General features: G+C 45.9%; 16 protein-coding genes, 2 pseudogenes and 1 CRISPR repeat array. Of the genes and pseudogenes, 4 read left to right on the forward strand and 14 right to left on the reverse strand.

Translation table 11 applies throughout. The features are described from left to right. Positions 1–173: 173 nt before the first annotated feature. On the reverse strand, positions 174–1,337 hold the full coding sequence (hemH, locus tag QUB77_RS18090) for a ferrochelatase (protein ID WP_333175509.1): 1,164 nt from the start codon (positions 1,335–1,337) through the stop codon (positions 174–176). 173 nt (positions 1,338–1,510) lie between these two features. On the opposite strand from hemH, the gene QUB77_RS31785 reads away from it, so the two are divergent. Continuing rightward, positions 1,511–1,735: a hypothetical protein gene (locus QUB77_RS31785; protein WP_445251757.1), complete on the forward strand. Its 225-nt coding sequence runs from the start codon at positions 1,511–1,513 to the stop codon at positions 1,733–1,735. After that, on the forward strand, positions 1,728–2,009 hold the full coding sequence (locus QUB77_RS31790) for a hypothetical protein (protein ID WP_445251758.1): 282 nt from the start codon (positions 1,728–1,730) through the stop codon (positions 2,007–2,009). Before QUB77_RS31785 ends, QUB77_RS31790 begins: the two co-directional genes overlap by 8 nt. A 218-nt stretch (positions 2,010–2,227) precedes the next feature. Here QUB77_RS31790 and QUB77_RS18100 read toward each other — a convergent pair whose 3' ends face one another. From QUB77_RS18100 to QUB77_RS18110, 3 genes are all read right to left on the reverse strand, one after another. Then, positions 2,228–3,352 carry a hypothetical protein gene (locus QUB77_RS18100; protein WP_333175506.1) on the reverse strand — a complete coding sequence of 375 codons (1,125 nt, stop codon included), beginning with the start codon at positions 3,350–3,352 and terminating at the stop codon, positions 2,228–2,230. A gap of 236 nt (positions 3,353–3,588) precedes the next feature. After that, entirely contained in the window at positions 3,589–4,287 is a 699-nt protein-coding gene (locus QUB77_RS18105; RefSeq protein ID WP_333175503.1) for a GDYXXLXY domain-containing protein, read from the reverse strand. A 98-nt stretch (positions 4,288–4,385) separates the two neighbouring features. Beyond that, the gene (locus tag QUB77_RS18110; protein WP_333175500.1) at positions 4,386–5,786 is read right to left on the reverse strand and encodes a DUF2157 domain-containing protein; all 1,401 of its coding nucleotides are present in this window, start codon (positions 5,784–5,786) and stop codon (positions 4,386–4,388) included. Between the two features lie 320 nt (positions 5,787–6,106). Between QUB77_RS18110 and QUB77_RS18115 the strand changes: the two genes are divergently transcribed. Then, entirely contained in the window at positions 6,107–6,700 is a 594-nt protein-coding gene (locus tag QUB77_RS18115; protein ID WP_333175498.1) for a Uma2 family endonuclease, read from the forward strand. Positions 6,701–6,786: 86 nt separating this feature from the next. Beyond that, positions 6,787–7,690: direct repeats of the CRISPR family, unit length 28 nt; unit sequence GTTTCAATCCCTGATAGGGATTTAGGTT. Between the two features lie 256 nt (positions 7,691–7,946). Here QUB77_RS18115 and QUB77_RS18120 read toward each other — a convergent pair. Both QUB77_RS18120 and QUB77_RS18125 read right to left on the reverse strand, forming a co-directional pair. After that, entirely contained in the window at positions 7,947–8,657 is a 711-nt protein-coding gene (locus QUB77_RS18120; protein ID WP_333175495.1) for a DUF547 domain-containing protein, read from the reverse strand. A gap of 47 nt (positions 8,658–8,704) precedes the next feature. Then, the gene (locus QUB77_RS18125) at positions 8,705–8,938 is read right to left on the reverse strand and encodes a pentapeptide repeat-containing protein (protein ID WP_333175694.1); all 234 of its coding nucleotides are present in this window, start codon (positions 8,936–8,938) and stop codon (positions 8,705–8,707) included. A gap of 269 nt (positions 8,939–9,207) precedes the next feature. Here QUB77_RS18125 and QUB77_RS18130 point away from each other — a divergent pair, with 269 nt between their 5' ends. After that, a complete protein-coding gene (locus QUB77_RS18130; RefSeq protein WP_333175492.1) occupies positions 9,208–10,686 on the forward strand; it encodes a bifunctional orotidine-5'-phosphate decarboxylase/orotate phosphoribosyltransferase in 1,479 nt (492 codons plus the stop codon). Positions 10,687–10,954: 268 nt separating this feature from the next. Here QUB77_RS18130 and nrdJ read toward each other — a convergent pair whose 3' ends face one another. From nrdJ to QUB77_RS31800, 8 genes and pseudogenes are all read right to left on the reverse strand, one after another. Then, complete coding sequence (gene nrdJ, locus QUB77_RS18135) at positions 10,955–14,359, reverse strand: ribonucleoside-triphosphate reductase, adenosylcobalamin-dependent (RefSeq protein WP_333175490.1); 3,405 nt, start codon at positions 14,357–14,359, stop codon at positions 10,955–10,957. Between the two features lie 405 nt (positions 14,360–14,764). Beyond that, the gene (locus tag QUB77_RS18140; protein ID WP_333175487.1) at positions 14,765–15,457 is read right to left on the reverse strand and encodes a hypothetical protein; all 693 of its coding nucleotides are present in this window, start codon (positions 15,455–15,457) and stop codon (positions 14,765–14,767) included. Between the two features lie 30 nt (positions 15,458–15,487). After that, complete coding sequence (locus QUB77_RS18145) at positions 15,488–15,772, reverse strand: hypothetical protein (protein WP_332996423.1); 285 nt, start codon at positions 15,770–15,772, stop codon at positions 15,488–15,490. Between the two features lie 191 nt (positions 15,773–15,963). Further along, positions 15,964–18,126, reverse strand: a complete 2,163-nt coding sequence (locus QUB77_RS18150; RefSeq protein WP_333175484.1) for a DUF4394 domain-containing protein — start codon at positions 18,124–18,126, stop codon at positions 15,964–15,966. A gap of 584 nt (positions 18,127–18,710) precedes the next feature. Then, positions 18,711–20,390, reverse strand: a complete 1,680-nt coding sequence (locus QUB77_RS18155; RefSeq protein WP_333175482.1) for a hypothetical protein — start codon at positions 20,388–20,390, stop codon at positions 18,711–18,713. Between the two features lie 77 nt (positions 20,391–20,467). Continuing rightward, on the reverse strand, positions 20,468–21,421 hold the full coding sequence (locus QUB77_RS18160; RefSeq protein ID WP_333175479.1) for an ABC transporter ATP-binding protein: 954 nt from the start codon (positions 21,419–21,421) through the stop codon (positions 20,468–20,470). Between the two features lie 366 nt (positions 21,422–21,787). Continuing rightward, a pseudogene (locus tag QUB77_RS31795) lies at positions 21,788–22,357 on the reverse strand (DUF6745 domain-containing protein); the annotation flags it as partial. A gap of 468 nt (positions 22,358–22,825) precedes the next feature. After that, positions 22,826–23,710 (reverse strand): annotated as a pseudogene (locus tag QUB77_RS31800) (leucine-rich repeat domain-containing protein); the annotation flags it as partial.

A 23,710-nucleotide genomic window follows, 5' to 3' on the forward strand; every position in this document is an offset into this window, starting at 1 on the left:
TTAGTTATATCGTTTACGGTTGTTTCGGAATAATTTAACCGCAGAGACCGCAGAGGGCGCCCAGGAAGAGAAGAGAGAGATGAATAATTCCGATACCAACCAATTTGATATCATTAGTCATTTATAACAACAGTCAACAGTCAACAGTCAACTGCCAACTGTCAACTGTCAATTTAAAGCAGTCCGATCGAGTGTAGTGGGCCCTGACCCGTAATTAACTCCAGCAATAGTGCCACAAAACCAATCATCGCCACACGACCGTTCCAGACTTCTGCCCCCGTGGTCAAACCCCACTCCCACTGCTCTTGAGGGTACATTTTCACTCTCTTGGAAGGGCGTATCACATCAGAGAATTTAACGTTGGGAGATTCTATCGACTCGATGACTAAATCGGCCAAAGCTTCAATAAACACCGGATGAGTATTCAGGGCTGGCACTCGGTAGAAATTTTTAATCCCCGATTCTTCTGCTAATTCTCGATACTCCATGTCAATTTCTTGCAGAGTCTCGATGTGTTCGGAAACAAAACTAATCGGAACTACCAACAAATCTTGGACTCCATTTTCTGCCAATTCGGTAATGGCGTCTTCGGTGTAAGGCTTGAGCCATTCCACCGGGCCAACCCGACTTTGATAAGCTAGAGTGTGTTCGTTCGATCGATCCAAATGTTCCATAATCAGACGAGTGCAATCTTCAATCTCGCGCTGATAGGGGTCTCCAGCCTCTTCTACGTAGCTGAGGGGGACGCCGTGGGCGCTGAAAAAGATGTGAACTCGATCGGGCTCAGGATTGTGGTCTAGTTCTTGGGCTATCAGTTCTGACATTGCCTGAATGTAGCCTGGCCGCTTATACCAAGAAGGAATCGCGGTATACTCGATATCCTTGAGGGCAGGATCTTTGCCCCACATTTCTTCTAGTTGCCGGAAGCTCGAACCGCTGGTGCTGATGGAAAATTGAGGGTACAGCGGCAAGATTGTCAAGTGTTCGATGCGATCGCGCTTAATTTTGGCGAGTGCCTCTTCGGTAAAAGGATGCCAGTAGCGCATCCCCACGTACACTCGAGCATCCTGTCCCTTTTCTTGCAAGAGTTCTTGCAGGGCTAGGGCTTGTTCCTCGGTAATTCGCCGCAAAGGAGAGCCGCCCCCGATTTGGCGGTAGTTTTCCTGGGATTTTTGAAAGCGCAGGGTCGAAATCAACCAGGCGAGCGGTTTTTGCATCCACGGAAACGGGATGCGAATGATTTCCGGGTCAGCAAACAAGTTGAACAGGAAAGGACGGACATCCTCGATTTGATCTGGCCCGCCCAAGTTTAATAGCAATACTCCCACACGACCCATAGCGGTTACAGCTCTCCCAATATCTCAGTTCTGTTACTTATCTTTATCATATTACTTAATAATATCTTAAGTCGATAGCAAGGTATACATAATTTTGACTGTGGCAACAATTTTTAGAGATTTAAGTTATCGGTATCAGTCGCTGTACGATACGATCGCGCGTCTGGCTGCGAGTGAGCGTAGGCGGCAATACTCGTTTGGGTCAACTAGCCTGGGAAAATTTGACCGTCAGCGCCGAAACTAAAGTTTTAGACCGTTGCTGCGGTAGCTGTCAAACTACGCAATTTCTGGTGCCATATTTCCCGGATGTCACAGGACTTGACGCTGCGCCATTATCTCTGCAACGGGCAAGGAAAAATGTACCATCAGCCAATTATTATTTAGAAGCTTTTGCCTAGTCGATGCCTTTTCCCGACAGTCAGTTTGACAGGAGTACACAGCAGCGTTGCGATGCACGAAATGCAACGCGCGCAATTGCGACAAATCTTTCAGGAAGTATACCGCGCGATCGCGCCCGGTGGTCTATTCATTTTGGTAGATTTTCATCGGCATACAAATCCGGTATTTTTGCCAGGGTTGACTGTATTTTTGTGGTTGTTTGAGACTGAAACTGCATGGAAGTTGAGCGAAACAGACTTGGAAAGTTTGTTGGCAGAGGTGGAATGGCGATAGTAAAATTCCAAAGAAGCTCAACAACCAAAACTTTATGCTGGCGGCAGCATTCAAGTAATCCGAGTTCAAAAGTCATTAGTCACGAGTCATTAGTAGACAAGATTGCCTTTCCTTGCAAACAATCTGGAAAAGCATCGGCGTTTATCTGCGTTTATCTGCGGTTTTCCTATCAATCAAAAAAAATTGCAATAAGTCTACTAATGACTCATGACTCCTAACTAAACAAACTTTTTCGCTGCTGCCAAAGCAGCTTCAAACTTGAGCAATACATCCTTTTCTGTGTGAATAGCTTTCTCTTGTTCCAGCAGCGGGCGACCAAAGCGAAAAATGCCGTCCTGTTCTACGTGGTCTACATAAGGCAGCGTTTCTGGATGCGGCAAAAATTTTCTGCCGATGGTGTACGGCGTGTGGAAAGAAAAACTAAAATCGGGAAACTTATCGCTCTTGATTTCCAGGTAGTAAAGCGAGTAATAATCTTTAGTTTCGCAGTACACACATTCGCGACACTTATTTACAAGTTTGCGGTTCTGATAGAAAAAATCCCACTTATCCCAATAGTAGCCATCTTTCATCATTTCCTGGTGGTCGTCGCACAGTTCGAGATATAATTTGTCAGCATCCGCCGGACGGTAGAAGTAAAGCATGGCGTAAGGCATTTCAATCAGTAACTTGACTGCTTGATTTTTTCGCTCGTACCATTCGTGCTGGTGAGTTTCGTAGATTTCCTTATATTTATTAATTGCTTTAAAGCTGTTGAGCTGATTTTCTTTTGCCCACCGCGACGCCCACACTGTCCAGTAAGCTAGCTGGAATGTTGCTGAAATTTCTGCCGAACCTTGTTCTTTCCAGCCGGCAATGATTTTTTCCCATTCGGAACTAAAAGCTACTCGGAATTGTTCGTTTTCTTCAGGGCTTTCTGTATTGAGTGGGGTGGGTATTTGGCGATTATTTTTAATTAGCCCTTTGGGTTCTTTGCGCCAATTATTAATATCGGTTGGCGTTAGACTTAAGATTAATCTTCTGTCGTGAACGGGATACTCTAAATGGATTCCTGATTTGCGGAAAGAGCGGTATTCTAAAATAGGGAGTTTGTCTTGTTCAATCCACTGCTGGCGTTCTGCTGGTGAACACTTGAGCATTGCTTCTAATTCAGCAGGATCGACGGCTAATTCACTTTTGAATGTCTCCCAAAATCTTTCTTGTTCGGCTGGATTTGCTTCCACCAGGGATACAATTCGGTTGACGAGATGATCTGTTTTGTCTTGGCAATTGTCGGGAAGTCCTAAGAAGTCGAGGAGTTTGGTCTTGAGTATTCGTCTGGCTGAGATTAGCTCGGCTAACATGAGAAGCTCCAGTAGAGTCATGACTTGCGCCCTTGAATTGGCAAGATTTGCACAAGTCTTATCTATCTTAATAGATTCTCCTGGGTTGTCGGCAATTGAACTGTCTGCGTGAGCGAAGCTATCCCGAACGCGCGTGCGTTCGGTGAAGGGTAGGGAATCGCCCAACCTCCGCCTCTATCTAAGCAAAAATACTCAAAACAAGGCCAAAAGACCGATCGACCTTTGGCTCTTTTTGGCTAAAATCGATAATTGCGATCGCGCACCCACAAACTCACAGGCACAGCATGGCCTGTTTTGTCAACCTTTACTTCTACCACAAAAGATTGTCGCTGCTTCCTTTGAGCTTCGCTAATCTCCTGATTGACTTTTTCCCTTTCATTCTCTGGCATATAATAAGTTTCTAAGCCGTATTGTATCTGCCAACCCTTAGATTTGCCTTTAATTGCGATTTGGTTGGCGGGCAACTTGGTGGGATTTTCTAGACTGACGCGGACGGGTTTCCAAGCTTGGGGGCGGCCGGGATTAGTCGCGGCTTTTGGCGCTTCTAAGATTACATAAAAACTGGTTTCTGGCTTCACATCGTGGGTATTTTTCGGACAAACTATTCCGGGCGGACAAGGTGTTTTTTCGGCAGGTAAATCTTTCCAGCCGGGGAGTTTTTGGAGATTTGTGCTATCGGAAATATCATAGCTCAAAACTTGGTAATATCCGCGCAAAAAGTCGTAAGGGTCTACTGGTACTGTTTGCAGGACAACTGTTTTGCCAGTAATCAAAGTGTAAACGGCGGTGGCGGGTACGGCGGCAATTAGTCCGATTTGCAAGAGTAAAGGAACCCACAGCCGCCACGCGGGAAGGCGTTTTGCTTCGGGGGGAATCTGAAACAGATTTGTTGTATCTGGATTTTCAACTAATAAGTCAATGTTGTTTGTGTTCATGTTAGGTATGGGTTATATTGTTTAGGGTTGTTTCGGAATGATTGAACCACAGAGAACGCAGAGGGCGCTGAGTTAGAGAAGAGAGAGATGAATAATTTCTATTCATCGGGGATTTTTGCGAAGTGGCGCTCGAACCACAAACCCGCAGCAATTACGCCAATTCCGCACAAAACAAAGACAAAAGATTTGAGCAATAATTCTGTGTTATATTCAAATACTCGGCTGATAATTTGCAGGGTGATTAATACCATGCCTCCCCAAAAAGTCTGGCGGTTTCCTAATGGTAAGCCTTCTCGGATTAAGCCGACAGCGAGCAGAAATGATAAAACATTGAACAGAAAAGTCGCTAATTGAGAAATGGGAGTAAAATTCAAGTGGTAAAGCGGTATTAAAGCGGTGATGACTATCAAAACTGCGATCGCACTTGTGGTCAAATCCACTGCTTTTTGTTTTGGTCGCCGCAGTTCCAAACGTCCCAAACGCAGCCACTCAAACACCGTTAAACCGCCCAAAACAGCCACATTTGCCAGCAAAACCCAATCCGGCTGAATTTGCGCCCCAATCGGCGGATATTGCCAAAACCAGTGGAAAGAAAGAACATAAAACACACCGGCGAGAAACAGCAGTGCTAAACTGCGGGAAGTGGCTTGAAACCGCCTGCTGTCTATATTCGGCCACATTGCATCGTCGTATCCCCACAGCAAAGCGGGCGGTAAAGCACAAAAAATTGCTGTACCCCAGGTTGGATTTAACCCTTGGAGGATAGAAACTTCTAGGGAAAAAATTATCGCGATCGCACTTATGGCAAAAATAGCACGCGATCGACACCAATAAGCCAGCGGCACAAACATTATACTGGCTGCGATCGGCATTTGCCGCACCAAAACTTCCAGCCCAGAAAACTCGACTTTGGAAGACCAATCTAACACGGCAATCCAATAGCCTAAACCGACTAAAAGTGCGGACAAAACGCCCAACGAAGTCAACCGCAAACTGTAAGCCATTCCGAGCACGCCGATTCCCCAAGTGAGGAAAAGTCCGTAGGAAGAACCGCCTATGTGGAACATTTGCGCCATCAATGCCATATTTGCTCCTAAAATCAGAGCTCCTAACAGCAACAATCCTTCACCTAGGAGTTTGTTTCGCCCTTTTGTTAGGGGCATATTTTGATTGGAGTTTTGGCTTCGGGATGGGGGAATGCGCCACAGATAGAAACCTGCTGCATTGACTGCTACGAAAAGACTTAGCAGCAGTGCAACTCTCACTTCTCGCGACCAAACTTGCCAGTTTGCGGCTACAAAGGTGATGACTCCTATACCGAGGAGAATGCCGCCGAGACTCATCAGAATGCTGAGGAAACGGTTGCGGGAGGCGGTTTCGAGTGTGTTGAATTGGTAGCGTTCGGAAAGTTGTTGGTAGAATGAAGTGTCGATGAGTCCTTCTGCTTGCCAGAGTTTGGCTTGTTCGCGCAACTCGCGTCGAAATTTATCTGAAATCATTTTTAATATTCCAGAGGATTGGAACTGTGATAGTTTTTAATATGTCACTTGTGGGTTGATTGTCGATGGAGGCTGGGACACCTGTCTAACTTGCACAGCAGATTTGATTGATATCTTTCGGCAGTTGAAACCGTTTCTATAGCAATCCTAAATCATTCAGATAAATTTGTAGGGGTAGTGCCCCCGTGCCTACCCCTATCTATCTATCGGGGCAACCACGGGGGGATTGCCCCTACAATAATTACGCAAATCATTTAGGATTGCTATATATAAACAAACTCCCAGCAGAAAGGGACGAATAAATTAAGGAATGTAAGTTTATGGTACAAGCTCAATCTAAAAAATTAACTTTTGACGAGTACCTTAATTACTCAAATGAGACGGATCAACGCTATGAGTTAATTGATGGGGAGTTAATCGCTTTGCCGCCAGAATCTGAACCTAATAATTTCATTGCTAACTATCTATTTTTCTATCTGGCTAGCAGCGGGCTAGTGCCACTTAGACTGATTAAAACGCATAATTGCGAGGTTCAAGTTGCTGTTTTGCGATCGGGAGATGCGGCCAACCGCTACCCCGATTTGATAATTCTGGAACCTGAACACATTCCGCTGACAGCAACTAGGCTAACTATCACTTTCGATATGTTGCCTCCTCGGTTTGTTGTGGAGGTAGTCAGTCCGGGTAGACTGGGTAGGGATCGGGATTACGAGCGCAAACGAGCTCAGTACGCAGCGCGGGGCATTGCAGAGTATTGGGTTATCGATCCAATTGAACAAGTCGTGACGGTTTTGCGGCTTCAGGATGGGCAATATGTTGAGGTTGGGGTATTTCGGGATGGGGAGGCGATGGTATCTCCGATGTTTCCACAGCTAAGTTTGACGGTTCAACAGATTTTGAGTGGAGAGGTTTAAGCGCGGATCAATAGCTAATTGGTTAGCATTCATCTAACCACCTACCGATTAGTGAAAATCTCCACCCTCCAGTTGATTGAGGCCATGTTTCCATCCCTGATAGGGATTTAGGTTGATTGCAACACGCGCGCGCGCATTCCTTGTTTTAATTATATAGAGTTTCAATCCCTGATAGGGATTTAGGTTGATTGCAACTCAATCATGCAATGAAATATTGTAAGCGGATTGTGTTTCAATCCCTGATAGGGATTTAGGTTGATTGCAACTGTTGGCGGCGTCGAGCAATTTGTAGCAGAATTCGTTTCAATCCCTGATAGGGATTTAGGTTGATTGCAACATTCAACATAAGTAGTCGGCTCTAGATAAGCCTGGTTTCAATCCCTGATAGGGATTTAGGTTGATTGCAACCTTCGGGGTGGCTCTTGCCCCGATGGGATTCATGGTGTTTCAATCCCTGATAGGGATTTAGGTTGATTGGAACCAGCTTTTGGAGTCGCTCTGGCTCCTATGGGGTTCATGGTGTTTCAATCCCTGATAGGGATTTAGGTTGATTGCAACTTATGAATCACCCAAAGGCCGCATTGAGCCTAATTGTTTCAATCCCTGATAGGGATTTAGGTTGATTGCAACGCGGGAAACAACCATTCCTTTTACAATTCCTTACCTGTTTCAATCCCTGATAGGGATTTAGATTGATCGCAACTCTTGACACTCGGATCGCGGCTGAGGCTGGGATGTTCACGTTTCAATCCCTGATAGGGATTTAGGTTGATTGCAAAATGTACCCCTGGTCGAATACCCCATCCTTGCATAGGTTTCAATCCCTGATAGGGATTTAGGTTTATTGCAATACATCACCACCAAAGCCAACGCTTGCGGATTCGTCCGAGTGTTTCAATCCCTGATAGGGATTTAGGTTGATTGCAAAATCAGGTGAGGAATGGTGCATTGAGTTACTGAGAGTTTCAATCCCTGATAGGGATTTAGGTTGATTGCAAAAGTTGGTTTCTGAAACCCTTACTGTATTTAGTTTTCAAGGTTCGTTTGCGTCTCTAGCTATTAAAAGTACCATTTCAATACCGACCTGTCAAGAGGCAAAATTTTCAACAAACCTCAAAACCTTTGACAGCAAGGAATACAGCATTTGCGTCGGATTTTTCATAAAAAGCCTAAAACCCATACTACGCAACTGATACAGCCGAAAAAAAACCACCCGCAAAAAAACACCTACCCCTAGGCGCAAATTTCATCCATCAACCCGATTCAAATTCCAGTCATAGGGCAAAAAAACGATCGCCCATCCATCACCCACAGCAGCCTCCGGCCCCAAATAACCGCCCACATACTCAGCCACCGAACCCGCCGCCTTTACAAAATCCTCCCCGTACCACTTAAAAATCTTGCTCAAATAAAGCGTCTTTTTCTCGGCATCATATCGCACCTTATCAGGATTGTGAATAAAACGGCTGGCATCCGCTTCTAGTTGAGTCCGTACCGACTCGGGGAAATAAGCCCCCCGGCGCAGCAGCGGGCACCCGACAGAAGCGCAAACTAATGCAAAATGGATGCGCGGTTCCGCAAATTCCGGCCGCAAAATTGCGTGTTCGATTTGATTGAGACTGTACTTTTTGCCGCCAATAATCGAATTTGAACGAGTGAAAAAATCCAAAAAACTCAGCCAGTTGGGAATTCCCAAAACTTTGGGACGGATCGACGCGATCGGATATACTTCCAGAACTTGAGAAATTGCGATCGCATTGTACGCATTCAGCCACAACGCCAGCCGCGCATCCGCATCAGTACATTCCGCCAAATCCACATCGGCCAAACTTTCCAGCCACCCCCTCAAAACATCGGCCCCCTCAGCTTTCCAGCCCCGATAATTGACGCGGCCGAAATCATCAACGTAGCGTTGCAGCAACTCGTCCCAAATCCTAAAGTCGATCGTACCGATCATTTATTACTATCCATAATATAAGGCGGGCATTGCTTTAGCTTCTGCTTCTATTTAATACTACCGTCAACCGAAATAACACCTACAACGGTAGTATTTTTTAAATTAACCCCATCAAACGGGCTCTGGATTAAATTAAGTTGAGTCAAATTAGCGCCTTGTAAATTAGCTTGCCACAAAAAAGCGCCGCTCAAATTTGACCCCGATAAATTAGCTTTCCTAAAATTTGCTTCTCTCAAATCTGCCCCTGGCAAATCCGCATTTGCTAAACTCGCCTGCCCCAGGGAATGCCGATAAAATCCCCGCCCGGACGCTGGTTAGTTTACCACAACTAATTGACTTGCTCTGGCTTAGGTGCAATCACCGGTGTAGCCAACCAGAAAATCCTTCCCCATGAAACTGCTCCCAAAGTTACAGATTTCCTGCTCTTTACATTCTACAATCTTAAAAGATTCTTAATTTGAATTTCAACGGGGATCGGTTTCTTCCGGCACAACACCCCTTTCACTTTGATCTGCAATTTTTTTAATTCCCCTTACCTTCCTAACAAATTATGACGGAACGAACCGACTTTTTCGATAAACTGTTAGCGGCTGTTGAAACCAATCAAAGTTTGCTGTATTTAGCCCTCGATCCCGACCCGGAAACCTTGCCCCCGCTGGTTTCCATGACAGGGGAGGAAACTCAAAGTTTTGTAACTGATTTGTTTGCAAAGCTAAAAAGTGCGATCGACAAAACAGCAGATTTAATTTGTGCCTGCAAAATCACCCTCGGTTTTTACCAATCTCTCGGTATTCCCGGTTGGGCATTGCTGCAACAAATTTTAAACATTATTCCCCCTCACCTGCCAGTAATTTTAGATGCCAAACACTGCGATTTAAATACCAGCACAGTCTTTGCCAAAATTGTATTTCAAGACTGGCGAGTTGACGCTATTACCTTAAGTCCCTATGCCGGATTCGACCAAGTAGCGCCTTTTTTGTTATACGCCGGAAAAACTGTTTTTGTACTCTGTGCCACCGCCAACCCCTCAGCCGAGGCTGTGCAAGAATACCCGACGCCCGAAAATCCTTTGTACTTGCACTTAGTCCGACTCTCTCAAACTTGGGGAACTCCCGAAAAAGTTGGTTTAGAAGTAGGAGTAATGCCGGATATGTTAGCGCGCATCCGCCAAGCTGCTCCTGAACGCCTAATTTTAGTCGAGGGAGACATCGCCGAAGAAAATGACCTGACAGAAGAAAACGACCTCGCACAACTGCTGGCGGCCGGTTTAAGCAAGAATGGTGAAGGTTTATTGCTGCCAGTCCCCCCGATTTTATTAGCGGGGAAAGAGCCGCGCCAAGAAATTGAGAAATTGCGGGATAATATTAATCAACAGAGGCTGCGGGCGATCGAAGGTAGCCCCACTTGCGAATTGTGGCTGCCGGATGTTTGCTTTTTGCAACCGGAACCTCACCGCGATTTAATCTTGCAACTTTATGACATCGGCTGCGTAGTTTTTGGCGACCACGTACAAGCATCGGGCGCCGTATTTCCATATTACATCGACTTGCGGAAAATAATCTCAATTCCGCAGATTTTCCACCAAATTGTCAGCGCTTATGCAGACATTCTTAAAAACTTAAAATTCGATCGCATTGCCGGAATTCCCTACGGTTCTTTACCCACAGCAACCGGTTTAGCCTTGCGGATGGAACGCCCGATGATTTTCCCGCGCAAGGAGGTGAAAACTTACGGTGCGGGCAAATTAATCGAGGGGCATTTTCATCCAGGAGAAATGATTGTCGTAGTCGATGATATTTTGATTAGCGGCAAAAGCGTGATGGAAGGCGCGACCAAGTTAAAATCGGCTGGATTGAACGTGGAAGATATCGTGGTATTGATCGACCACGAACAGGGAGTCAAAGATAAGATGCAGGCCAACGGTTATCGCGCACATTCAGTGTTAGCGCTTTCGGAAATAGCTGAAGTTTTGTATCGAGCAAATCGCATTGATACCGAGCAATTCCATCTTTTGACAGCGGAACATTAAACCCCAATTCCTCTAGGGCAGACTTTTACCAACCATAATCGCCAAAAATTAATAATCTGATCGACCCGCCCCCACTCAATTTACGTTTTTTCCTTGATATCGGAAGTTAGTGCATTTGGCTTTTGGGATTTTAAAATCCCAAAAGCCTTTCGATCCTAATTATTTGAACGCTACCCCTTGACCGACCAAGACAGTATCTACGATTTTATCGTTTATCTGCAATTAAACATAAAAAAATCCCCCATTTGGGGGATTTCCTTCAAGGCTATTACATAGCCTTAGTCTCCGGCATCAGACACTTATCAGAATCGCAACCCGCCGGCCCCGAATCCATCATTTCACCTAAGTCATAGCGACTCAAAGCCGCGTGAAAAACATCAATTTCGCGGCGCGCTAAAGTCTCTTCCACCATCTTGGTGTAAGTTTCTTTGTTTATCGGTTCAAAGGGCAGACGCGGGAAAGTTTCAAGAGCATCAAACCGAGCTAAAAGCGCTGCAGAAATGTAGCCTTCATCATCGCGAATCGCTTCATAAATCCGAGTGCCCAAACTTTCTACTTCATTTTCGCGCAGTTCAATTGTGGCCGAAGTGTTGTGTCGGACATAGAACTTTTGCACCTGCATATAAAAGTCCATTTGTGCCGCCGCTGAGAACTTGTTAATGTCAATTTCATCAGCACCGGGTAAATCAGCCCAACTTACCGCAACAGGTATTTCTACCAGCCATTCCGTGCAGCGTTCATCAAAGGGATTGTTCAGCAAATTGCCGTTTTCATCCTTGTCAGATTGAGACGGAATCACATTGTATCCGTAGTCGATGCAGGCGAGGGCTACGGGGTCATTTTTGCCGAAAGTGATTCGGCGAATGAAACGCTGCGCTTTCGGCGGATGCCACCCCGGCGAAGCACCTGTCAGCAGAGATTTAGTACCCGATGGTTGAACGGTTGTGCAGCGATTTGGGCGTTTTAAGGAATGGCGATCGCAATAATCCCATACTACCCGATTCACAATCTCCCGCCAACCACTCAAATACTCTTCTTCCCGCTGTTTAAAAGCGATTCCTTGCGGAGTTTGCGGGCGGCCTTCCACCCACCAGCGCAGCCACTCAACGCCGAAAGCGTGAACGAAGAAATCGAACAATCCCGTGAAAGATACGCCGACAATCGGGTCTAGTTCGCGGCTGTATTGATAGCGCGGTTCGAGAAACTTGTGATTGAGAAGTACCGCAACAGATAGAGCCGCAGCCCTGAAAGCTTCCTCCTGTTCTTTGAAGTTGTAAGGGTCAAGTTGATTGAGGTGAACCTCCGAAAGGTTGCAATGAAAATTCGAGCCGATGATTTCCCCACAATTGTGAGTAATACAACCATTAGCAATGAAAGAGTGAGTTAAGGGAACATGGAGGTCATAGACTGGTTCTTCTCCGAACTCTTCTACACTTTTCACTTTTGAAGTATAGCGCTGTTTGACAACTGCTTCGCTGTAATTCCTGGTTGGCAGTTTGAGAGCAAGTTGCTCTAAACGCTGTTGTTTTTCTGGCACAAGTGGGAAACCAATCAATTTACAGAAGTTTTTGGCTCCATCTCCTGAGTAAATTATGATTCGCCAACTCCCTCGGTTATTACTGACTTTCTCAGTGCCATCCTTTAAAGTATATGGAACTCCTTTACCACCTGGTTTTGCCTTGATTTTTAAACTGCTTTTGATTCCCAAGTTGAGCAGCAATAGTTGAACTTGTTTCAGTAATTCCTGAGAACGGTTGCGAAGTTCTATGTGCTTTGCTTTAATACTCACGCTACCGTCGGAACAAAACAATCCCTGAAGGAAACCAATGATTACCTCTTTTGATTGAGATAGAAATGTATTCGGCAAACAGTCTTTAGACTGAATCCCTAATTCTTCAAGGAATGAGTGCATCAAAGGTGAGCCGCTGTGAAAAGTATAGACTCCTTTAACTATACTGGGCTTGTGGCGATAGCCTGTCAAAGATTCAACGGCTTCAAATAGAACAGGAAATACAGTTGAATATTCGTTTTGATTCATGTAGAATACTGCGTCTAAGCCTTTAGCTCCTTGGTAAATTGAACCATCTCCATACAACCAACCTAACATTTGAGCTTGAGTGACTCCGATCGTACTTTGCCCAAAACTCCCTTCCCCTCTCTGGATGAAGATAGCGCGATCGGGGGTTAAGTCTTTGGTTGCTACCCAACCTAGATCGGTAAAATGTTGATGGTCAGCAGTACATCTCATCTGAAGCCCATTTTCTAGTGTGATAGAGTAGGTATTCTGTACACCAGTAGAGAAGGCGATCGCATCAGTTAATTTCAACCCATCTAGTCCCACAGACCGCAAATCAACTAAGGCTTTAAAATGCTTGCCAACTAAATCTTTGATAGGGACTAATCCTTGGTCAGTCGAAACTAATGTGTCGCCCGAATGACAAGGGTTTAAACCATAGCGAGCCAAACGGTGATTGATTTCAGTTTCAGAAATGTGAGGATAATGCTTTTGCAACCAATGCTTACTGTTGCCAAGAGCGTAGGCTTTGAGAAATTCATCCTTGAGTTCAGGACTTGTTAAGATATCACAGTTAGATCTTGCTATGGCTTCCCCAGACCATTGAATCGCACCTTCTCCGCTATAATACTGTTGGCGAACGGCATCAATACACTCTTCCCGCGTCGGTTTATGATGAAAAACGCGAGAGTGATTTGCCATTCTCAAAGCATCTCGATCTGGGTCGATTTTCCAGTTGCCATTTTCATCTTGCTGCCACAGATTATTTTTAGCATTTGCGCCCAGTTCATCACTAGAATCAAATTGCCGAATCCCCGCGCTGCGCCTAATATTGCCAGCCACAATTGTCACTGCAGCTTCATCTATCAGCACGCAGCATTCAACTGAATTTAACTGCCGCCCTAAAGCTTTATTCAAAATTGCGGCGCAGCGCTGATAAAGGTCGGGCAATTTCACCGGATTTGCTACTCCGCCAAAACCTTTTAAAGGTTCTCCCACCGGGCGAACGTCGCTCAAATCGATGAATACTTGAACTTCTCCTGCAAATCTTTCATCTGTGGATAATTCCAGCAAAGTTTGATAGGAGTTTACCCAACCTTGGCGAGAATCTCCGACATAAATAATTGCGGTTTTTTCGGCTATTTTTACTTCGGTTTCTTGACGGCGCGACTGGGCGGGTGTAGAGCCGATTTCGCCTTGCATGGTTAGAGTTAAACGGTTGCGAATCGGCGGCAGTTGGTTGATATATTGTGGTTCCAATACTGCCCCAGTGCCGCAGCCCATCATTGCCAAATCCATCAACAAACCAAAGGAACGCCAGTCGAGAATATTTGTTGAGGAGCAATTATATGCGCCGGAAAAATTCTCTGGTTGCTCGATCCATTTGCTGCCACCTACCCACAGCCAGCGGCCTGAAGCGAGGGTTTTGAGCTGGTTTTGCATCCGGTGCAGCAGTTGTGTTTCTTCGGGGGTGAGGTTTCCCAGCGATGCCAACCCCTTGACTGTTCGATCGCACACTTGGGCCCAAGTCTCCCTTCCCGTCTCGGTACGGCGGCTGTAAGTCCTAAAAAATACTGGATTGGCTGCGGGTGCTGTTTCGGGGAAATCGGACGGGTTGCGTTTCTCGCTGGCACTCGATCGCTCTAATTCTCGAACCATAGGTTGTGTACTGACGTGTCGGAATATATCAACAGACTATGAATATACAACAGGATTCAGATTTAGGGTGAAAGCTTGATAAATTTGACAATTTGCACTAAATATGGGGCTTCGGACTCGGGAAGGTCGATCGGGCGATCGCTACAGCCATTACACGGTGTAAGTTCCGTTTAAGGCGAGGCGATCGATAACGCTATTTTGAATCTCATCCGAGAATTCGGGAAACGGCTTTATCGCATGACTACTCTCTTTGCTTCCGCGCTTGAAAATGGAAATTATAATTCGAGAGTTAATCACTTATCACTTATCACTTATTAGACATCTTCCAAAAAGGCTGTGAAGAACAGGCTGGACGGCCTGTTCCACAATAATTATGGGAGATGTCTATTACTTATTATTACTTTATCAATCAACGTGTCTGGTTAGTATCAAGACTAATAGTGTAAACCACCCAACGATCGGTCTGATTAATATTGATATCGGCACGATTAGAATGAAACCTGCAAATCTCGACCCAACCCTGGGTGTTTGCATAAAGTGCAAACCGAGTGCCGCTGCAATTAGAATGGCTACTACCCAACTCAAAATAGGTGTTATATTATTCCAATCCATTTCGGTAATATTTCCGAAGAGATTGGCTAATGGATTGGTTAAAAAAAGCCAAATTCGATCGAAGTCTGTTAAGCCCAGAGAATTTTCTATCCAGAGATCGGCTTGATTGGATTTGTGGCGCATGTCATAAAAAGCGCCGCATTGAAACGATTGTCCGCTGTATCTAATATTACACTCCGGTACTACTTCCATCCATCCTTCCTTAAATTCAATCTCAAGCGATCGACCTTTCAGGTTCGTTCTACATCGATTGATGTTATTGGAGGCATCTTTCCAATCGCATGAAAAAGAATGTCCGGACACGATCGTGATTCGATGACCTTCACGAAGGGCTAACTCAGAGCTAGACCCTTCGCCAATTCTCAATTCTGCAACTGATCCAGCTACAGAAATCGGCCCGCCCCAAAACATGATGCCGATCGCAATAATTAGGCAATAACCGGCGATCGCAAGGGGAGAGTGTGGCAACCTTTTTTTTAGATTCATGATTCGAGTTCAATTTTAAGGAAAATAACTTTAATGAGTTGTTAAAAACTCAATATTTGGCAACAGGGGGTCTTGAACAACCCCCACACCGTTAAATCCCCAACGTTCGAGCAGCTTTTTGACAGAAGAACCAGAAATCGATTCTACCCCGAATCGATCGGCAACATCAGCAGCGTGGGCATTGAGATAACTCAAAGCGTCATAGTCTTCGCGGAACATCAGCAGGTAACTCACCGCCGAATCTGGATTGGGACAAGCGCTGATATATTTGCCGTCAGCACGAGAACGCAGCAAGTAAAAAACTTGGGATAACATTTTATCTTTTTCGTCAAAATAATAGATTAACTCAAATTGAGAATCGGGAATCGGGAATCGGGAATTGGGAATGGGGAATTGGGAATGGGGAATTGGGAATTGCAGTGCGAACTTCTAGCTCGCACTGCAATTGCACTGGGAAATAATTATAACTGCTCAACCGGACTCGATCGTCGCTCGGACTCGACAATCTAAATCAAAGTTAGCGCCAAACCTTTAAATCCCCTGCCGTCGCCAATTTGACCCACGATCGAAGCTTGACCGGTCGTCAAATTGATATTGTATAGGCTGGAAACTCCGCCAACCTCGATCGCAGCCAAAGCCGTCTCGTTACCGTTAACACTCCTGATATCAAAGCCGAGAACGGTACCAGCATCAATTCCCAAAGATCCGATCGTATTCAACACTCCATTATTCGGCGGATCTTGGCGCACCAAAACGTCTAAATTGGTGTCAATTGCAAATAGTGTCGTCGAATTGGCCCCTGCAAAGTTATTCACATACGCCGCCCCAGCAGCCGCGCCGGGATTGCCAAAATTGCGATCGCCCGCAGCATAAGCCAAATTCCCGTCGAGTTGAACTCCCCCCGTCAGCGTGTCAAAATCCACAAGTGCCCCAGTATCAGGGTTGAGGCGGGCGTTTTGACCGGCTTGATTGACAAACCGAATTCGATCGACTGTCGGATTGAAATCAAAACCCGCAGCGCCCGGAGTTAGGGGAACAGCAAACTGTCCGCTACCGACTGCACTTGCTTGCCCAGTAACGGGATTGATCGCGTACAAGCGATTGCTAGAACCCACGCCGTAAAGCAAACCGTTAGCGGGGCGAAAATCAATTCCCAGCAAACTTTCTCCCGGCTGCAACCCTGTAACTGCCACGTCACTGAGAATTGCCCGCGGTGCCGCCTCGTTAAAACCGACAATTGTTTCAGCGCCATTTCTGACAGTTAAAGCGTAAGCTGTAGGCAAAGGCAAAGCCAAACCGTTAATCTGTCTCCCGTCGGCAATTTGACCGACAAAGGAAGCTTGACCGCTACTTAAATTGATATTGTACAAGCCCGAAACGCCCCCAACTTCCAGGGCCGCCACTGCCACCTCGCGGCCGCCAATACTCCTGACATCAAAGCCGAGAACGCTAGTAGCATCAACTCCCAAAGATCCGATCGTATTCAACCCTCCATTATTCGGCGGATCTTGTCGCACCAAAACATCCAAATCGCTGTCAATTACAAACAGCGTTGTCGAAGTTCCCCCTGCAAAATTATTCACATACGCAGCCCCAGCAGCAGCCGGATTTGACCCAAAATTGCGATCGCCCGCAACATAAGTCAAATTCCCGTCGAGTTGAATTCCCCCCGCCAGCGTGTCAAAATCCACAAGTGCCCCGTTATCTGGGTTGAGGCGGGCGTTTTGATCGGCTTCATTGACAAACCGAATTCGATCGACTGTCGGATTGAAATCAAAACCCGCAGCCCCCGCAGTTAGGGGAACAGCAAACTCCCCGTTACCGACTGGACTTGCTTCCCCAGTCATCGGATTGACAGTATACAAGCGATTGCTAGAACCCACACCGTAAAGCAAACCGTTAGCGGGGCGATAATCAATTCCCAGCAAACTTTCTCCCGCTTGCAATCCAGTCACGGGCAAATCTGAGATCACACTTCCCGGATTGGAAAGACTAAAACCGACAATCCGATTAGCAGGAGTTAAAGCATAAGCCGTTGTCCGCGCTGGAGGCGGGGGATTGGGAACAACGCTGCTAATATTATTAGTGAAACTTGCCTGGTTAATCGCACTTTGTCTCACCCCTTGGAGGGTAGCGATAAATTCTCCTGTTACGCGGTCTTGGATAACAGTATTGTTTCCAGCTTCGAGAATATTTAAGTCGCTAAAACTGAGACCTTCCCCCAAACCGATTAAATCTGTACCTGGTACAAAATCGGCGATCGCGTCCGCATTTGCCAAACTAACACCGCCGCTGGTACGACCAGGATCTGCCTCCGCGTAGCGCCTCAAAACAAATACGTCTGCCCCGTCTCCGCCTATCAGGACATCAGTATCTCGATCGCCCGACAAAACATCATTGCCGGAGTTGCCCGATATGGAATCGCTGCCTTTTCCGCCCACTAAAAAATCGTTACCGTCTCCGCCGTTAATAGTGTCGTTCTCTAAATCTCCAAACAGCGAATCTTGACCTAAATTGCCATCAATTAAATCGCTTTGTTTTCCTCCATAAATACTGTCATTACCAGAGTTGGCGGTAATGGTGTCATTGCCGATCAAACCAAAAATTAGGTCATTTTCTGGAGTTCCTGCTAGCAAGTCTGCTTGTGCGCTGCCTCTAATGTCTGCCACGATCTAATTACCCTCTAAATTTGATACTTTGGATACTTCTGTTGCCTAACGGCGGCGGTATTCTCAGTCAAAATATCACAAATTAGCACTTTTAGGATAGTTTTTCTTATTTTCGGCTGTAGGGGTGGGTTGTAATCAAAGTATTACAGGTCGATCAAATGATACATAAACCCGCCCCCGGATTGAAATAAACTCACTCCTAAATACAGACCACTTAGCAGTATTTTATAGTTTGCTGTGTCGGCAAGGGCGATCGCAGCTCAACTGCAAACAGGCAAGCTGAAATTTTTAGCGGTGCGAACCTATGAAATTTTGTACTGCGTTCATTAGTAATATACGCTGACTCTATAATTTTGGATCTGTCCAGTCAGAAATTATTTTTCAACTTTAATCTTAAAGCCTCCGAAGGTGGGCTTTGTGTGTGTAGCGGCGACCACCATCGCTCAATATAAAGTGGATTATAAATGCGGAATTAGTATAATAAGTTAGTTAAACAGTCGTTTTCATACGACTTAAGGTTTCAGGCAGGGGTTTAAATCCCTGCCTGAATCGGAGTTTCACGTTTGATCCCTTCCCCTGCTTTTTCAAGCTTTCAGCAGTGCTTTAGAAGCTGATTGCCCTGCGAGTCTCAGTTGCGATCGCAATTTGAGATTCAACAAGACCAAGACACTCCACTGACTGAGTATGGAGAGCAAAATCGTATTTCCTGACGCGGCTGTCAGAGACGACGAAAACCCAACGCCAAATACTGAAGACAGCCAGAAAATAGGAGCTTCTACTAGGGTGAGCAAGGGCATAGATAAGAGCATACATAAGATCGCAGGTGGCAACAAGATAGCGCTGCCGACTGCCCCGACGGCCCAAATTTCATGATTTCGGGTTTTTGTAAATAGGAATATTTGGGCGATCCCTGCGTAAATTAGGATGAGATTCAGACAGCCAATTACACCACAAAACCCGTTTATCTCAGGTTTTTCCAACAGCGCCCAAGGTGTTAAAATTATTACTGAGCTGAGGAAATTGATCGCGATCGCAACTACAGCCGGACTTTTATCGCTCCAAATTAAATCGAGTAGTGGGTAGCGCCGCCACAGCTTCTGATTGCTGGGAACGATTTGTTTCCGATACCTCGCCCAATCGTACAATGATTGTCTGTCAGATGTTAAAGCTGCAATTAAAGCTAAGAACATCACCAAATTCAAGATAAGTAAACAGATGAGATTAGCGTTGTATGGGGGGTCTGATTGGAGTGCAAACCCTAAAAATATTACCTGACAGCAGATAACTAGCAAATAACTTTGCCGCTTGCTCAAAACTGTAGCACTGGGATTTGGAAAGCGGCGCTGCCATCCCTGCCACATCCAGTAGGTTCCTGTACCACAAACCAAGAGAGACAAAGCAAGACCACTCGCAATATTTGTACCCACTGGCGAGTAAAACCATTGCAACTTGTCTAAGTTTTCAATTAACGAATCGAAATCAGTTTTATCAACTATAAAAAGTTGATATCTCAGCATAGCAACGGGAGACAAAAAATGTAACACATCCCAAGCAGCTCGCGTGAGTGGCAGCCAAGAAATCCCAAACACAACAAAAACCGTAGCGCTAGCCAACCAAGGTTGAAATCCTCCCAACCAACTGGTTGTCAATCCAAATAGCATCGCACTGCTGTAAAACAAAGCACAGCTAGCTGCAACCGCTGTGTAGAAACATAAAATTTCATTCAGGGGTATTTGAGCGGCTAATCCAGCGTACAAATGCAGCGGTACTGTCAGAATTGCTGCTAGATACAGTAAAATTGGGACGCCGAGAATTTTGCCCAGAAAAATTGTTTTTGCTGACTGGGGACTGAGGCGAATAAAGTTGAGGGTGCCGCGGCGTTCCTCTTTGTCTAAGTCGCTGACCAGCAGATAAGTCCCCGCTACTAATAAAGCTAACACGCTCAATATGCTCAGCCAAATGAATATCTCCAGCCACCAGTTGGGCCAGTCAATGGCAAAGTTGCCCAAGGCATCTCTGACGCAGTTTGTATCATAGTAATTGCCAGTCTCTAAAGCGCAAAATCTGTTAAAGATGGGGTAATTGTACTCCCCCTTAGCAGGGGTAACGGGTATCTGGGCGCTGTAATACATGAATAGCAGCAGTTGACCGCTTAGGGAAAAGGCGGAGGCGATCGCCATATTGCCAATCTTCAAGCGGCCTTTGATTTCTCGAAATAACTGGGGATTCCAGTTGCCTATTTTGTCTAGTAAGTTGAGTGTCATTGGTTATTGGTTATGAGGAATGGGTGATGAGTTAGTTATAACTCACGGTTCATCTTGGTAACGGGGGAAAAAGCTTCTTAGGATGCTTGCTGGTGTCCCATCTTGAGGAAGATGGTTTCTAAGTCTTCTTGAGTGCAGTGGAATTCGGTTAGGGGAATGTTGGCGGCGACGAGTTCCCGTAATAAATTTGCTGCATCTTCCGGGCTTCCTGAAAAATCAACGCACACCTGTTGAGTTTCCGGGATTATTGCCCAATTTTCCACCCAAGGAAAGTTTTTTAATGCCGATGTTAGCGCTTCTAATTTATTTCCTAAAACCGACATGAAAATTTGCTGGCGGCTGAGGCGTTTGTAAAGTTCTTGTAACGGTGCGCTTTCGACCAGATATCCGAGTTCCATGATGCCTACCCAGGTACAAAGTTCGGCTAAGTCGCTGAGAACATGAGATGATATGACTACGGTCATGCCGACTTCTTGCAAAACTTTGATAATTTCGCGGAACTGCATTCGGGCGATCGGATCTAAGCCAGAAACGGGTTCGTCTAACAACAACAATAGCGGTTCGTGGATAATAGTTCTCCCCAAACTGAGGCGCTGTTTCATCCCCCGCGACAGGGTGGAAATTAAGCTGTTGCGCTTGTTGGTTAGTTGCACGAGTTCTAACACGGAGTTGATTCGCTCTCGGCGGCGCGGTTGCTGGAGGTTGTAGAGTCGGGCAAAATAGTCTAAATAATCCCAAACAGTCAAGTCGTCGTAGAGGGGAAAGTCGTCGGGAAGAAAGCCGATGCGCTGTTTGAGAATTGGGTGCGATCGATCGCGCAATAACCTATCCCCGTTGATGTAAATTTCCCCTATAGTCGGTTCCTCAGCCGCCGCCAACATCCGCAGCAAAGTAGTTTTGCCGGCACCGTTGGGGCCGATCAGTCCGCATACTTCGCCTGCTGCTACTTGCAAATCGATGTCATTGACGGCTATATGGCGATCGAATTGTTTTGTGAGTCCGCGAGTTTCTATTGCTAGTTGTTTTGCCATGTTTGGAGGGTGAATGAAGTTTTATCGGTACATTCCTGGCATGAACAGAAGTTATATCAAGTCCGATCGATCCGATCCTTTTTTACATGATGCCATGTCTTGTAGGGGCAGGTTCACCGACAATAATTGCCGAAAACCGACAATCTCATAAACCTGCCCCCGCTCGACGACAAATCGCTAATCTACCGAACAGGATATTACGCATCAACACCAAAGAAACCGGGTTGTTGTCGCTTTTAGGTGCTATAACTAACTATTCCCAAAAAAAAAGCGTTTCCGATCGCCCGTGCGTAAATTCCCCCAATGGGGTAGGCACGGGGACACTACGCCTACAAATCTTCATGAATGATTGAGAGTTGTTATAGATTAAGTCTGCACGGAAAATTCCTCTGGATCGATATCCCAATTTACCCAGCGAATTGCCTCCCTAGCTGATATCAGGTAAGGCGGCACTCTCAAAGCGTGAATGAATCCCGTACTCGGACAAGTCATTTTTAACAAACAAATCGGCTCGAAATCATCGGCTTCATCTATTTGTAATAGTGCATATTCCTGCCAACTATCTATTTGTTTTGCTGACAACTCTTGAATTATGCGATCGTAACCAATTCCTTCAATTAACACTCGCCTCAGCTCGGCATTGTCTTCTGTTAAGAGCCATTGCGATTGCCATTGATTTGGGTGGACTTCGCCGTATTCTTCAGGCAATTCGACGCCGTGATAATAGTAAAAATTCCATCCGTCCGCAAACTCGATCGCAGGTTCTCCTTCCGCGTGCAGGCGGTTTTGACTGTCAAAGCGCAGGTGGCGGGGGCGATCGCACACATAACAAAACTTTTCAAAAGGGATTATCAAACCACAATGCTCGAAAAGCAGCTTTTGGCAGCGAAGTATTTCTTGTGCCTTTTGGGAAATATTGACGCCTAATGAAGATATATACAATTGGGTCAAATAGATTTCTTTAAACAAAGTCGTGGGCGTTTCAGGGGATCTCAGGCCGAACAAATGAGCGCGAAAAACATTCCCCTTCCTTCGTTCCGATCGCACATAGCTGTCAACCAATTCGCTCATTAGCCAACTCAGTGTGCTGTCTGCTTCGGACTCGATTGTCATGCTACGGAGCTCATACTTCCACACCGCCGGACTTGCAAATTCTCCCACAGGGGACATCCATTTCCGGTCTAGATTTTTGTCCAATCTATTATGGTCGCGTTTGAGCCAGTTGAAGATTTGGAGACAAACGTCGCGGGGACTGCTGCAAATAATAACGGAGGGTTCTTCTAAGCCAATAGCGGCGTAGGCAACTTTGACTGCTTCTGTGGCTTTTTGAGCATCAATTGGCCTAGTCGAGAGAGTAAGACGTTTCTCTGCGAGTTCGCCTAACACGCACAGAGGGGCAATTTCATTGCCCCAGAGCTCGACTGTTGTCAGATTGGTGAGCTTACGCAAGGCGCTGATGTCGGTAATTTGATTGTAGTTGAGATTTAGTGTTGTCAGATTGGTGAACGAGCCGAGAAAGCTGATATCGGTAATTTCATTGATGCACAGATCCAGTGTTGTCAGATTGGTGAGCTTACGCAAGGCGCTGATGTCGGTAATTTGATTGCTGTTGAGATTCAGTGTTGTCAGATTGGTGAGCCAGCCGAGGAAGCTGATATCGGTAATTTGATTGTTGTTAAGATGCAGTGTTGTCAGATTGGTGAGCCAGCCGAGGAAGCTGATATCGGTAATTTGATTGTTGTTAAGATGCAGTGTTGTCAGATTGGTGAGCCAGCCGAGGAAGTTGAAGTCGGTAATTTCATTGTCGCTGAGATCGAGTGTTGTCAGATTGGTGAGCGAGCCGAGGAAGCTGATGTCGGTAATTCTATTGCTGCACAGATTCAGTGTTGTCAGGTTGGTGAGCCAGCCGAGAAAGCTGATGTCGCTAATCTCATTGATGCACAGATCCAGTCTTGTCAGATTGGTGAGCCAGCCGAGGAAGCTGATGTCGGTAATTTCATTGATGCACAGATCCAGTGTTGTCAGATTGGTAAGCGAGCCGAGGAAGCTGATATCGGTAATTTGATTGTTCTTAAGATGCAGTGTTGTCAGATTGGTGAGCGAGCCGAGGAAGCTGAAGTCGGTAATTTCATTGCTGCACAGATGCAGTGTTGTCAGATTGGTGAGCGAGCCGAGGGAGCTGATGTCGGTAATTTGATAGTCGCCCAGATCGAGTGTTGTCAGATTGGTGAGCGAGCCGAGGAAGCTGAAGTCGGTAATTTCATTGCTGCACAGATGCAGTGTTGTCAG

It is taken from the genome of Microcoleus sp. AT9b-C3, from assembly GCF_036705485.1.
GTDB lineage: Bacteria > Cyanobacteriota > Cyanobacteriia > Cyanobacteriales > Microcoleaceae > Microcoleus.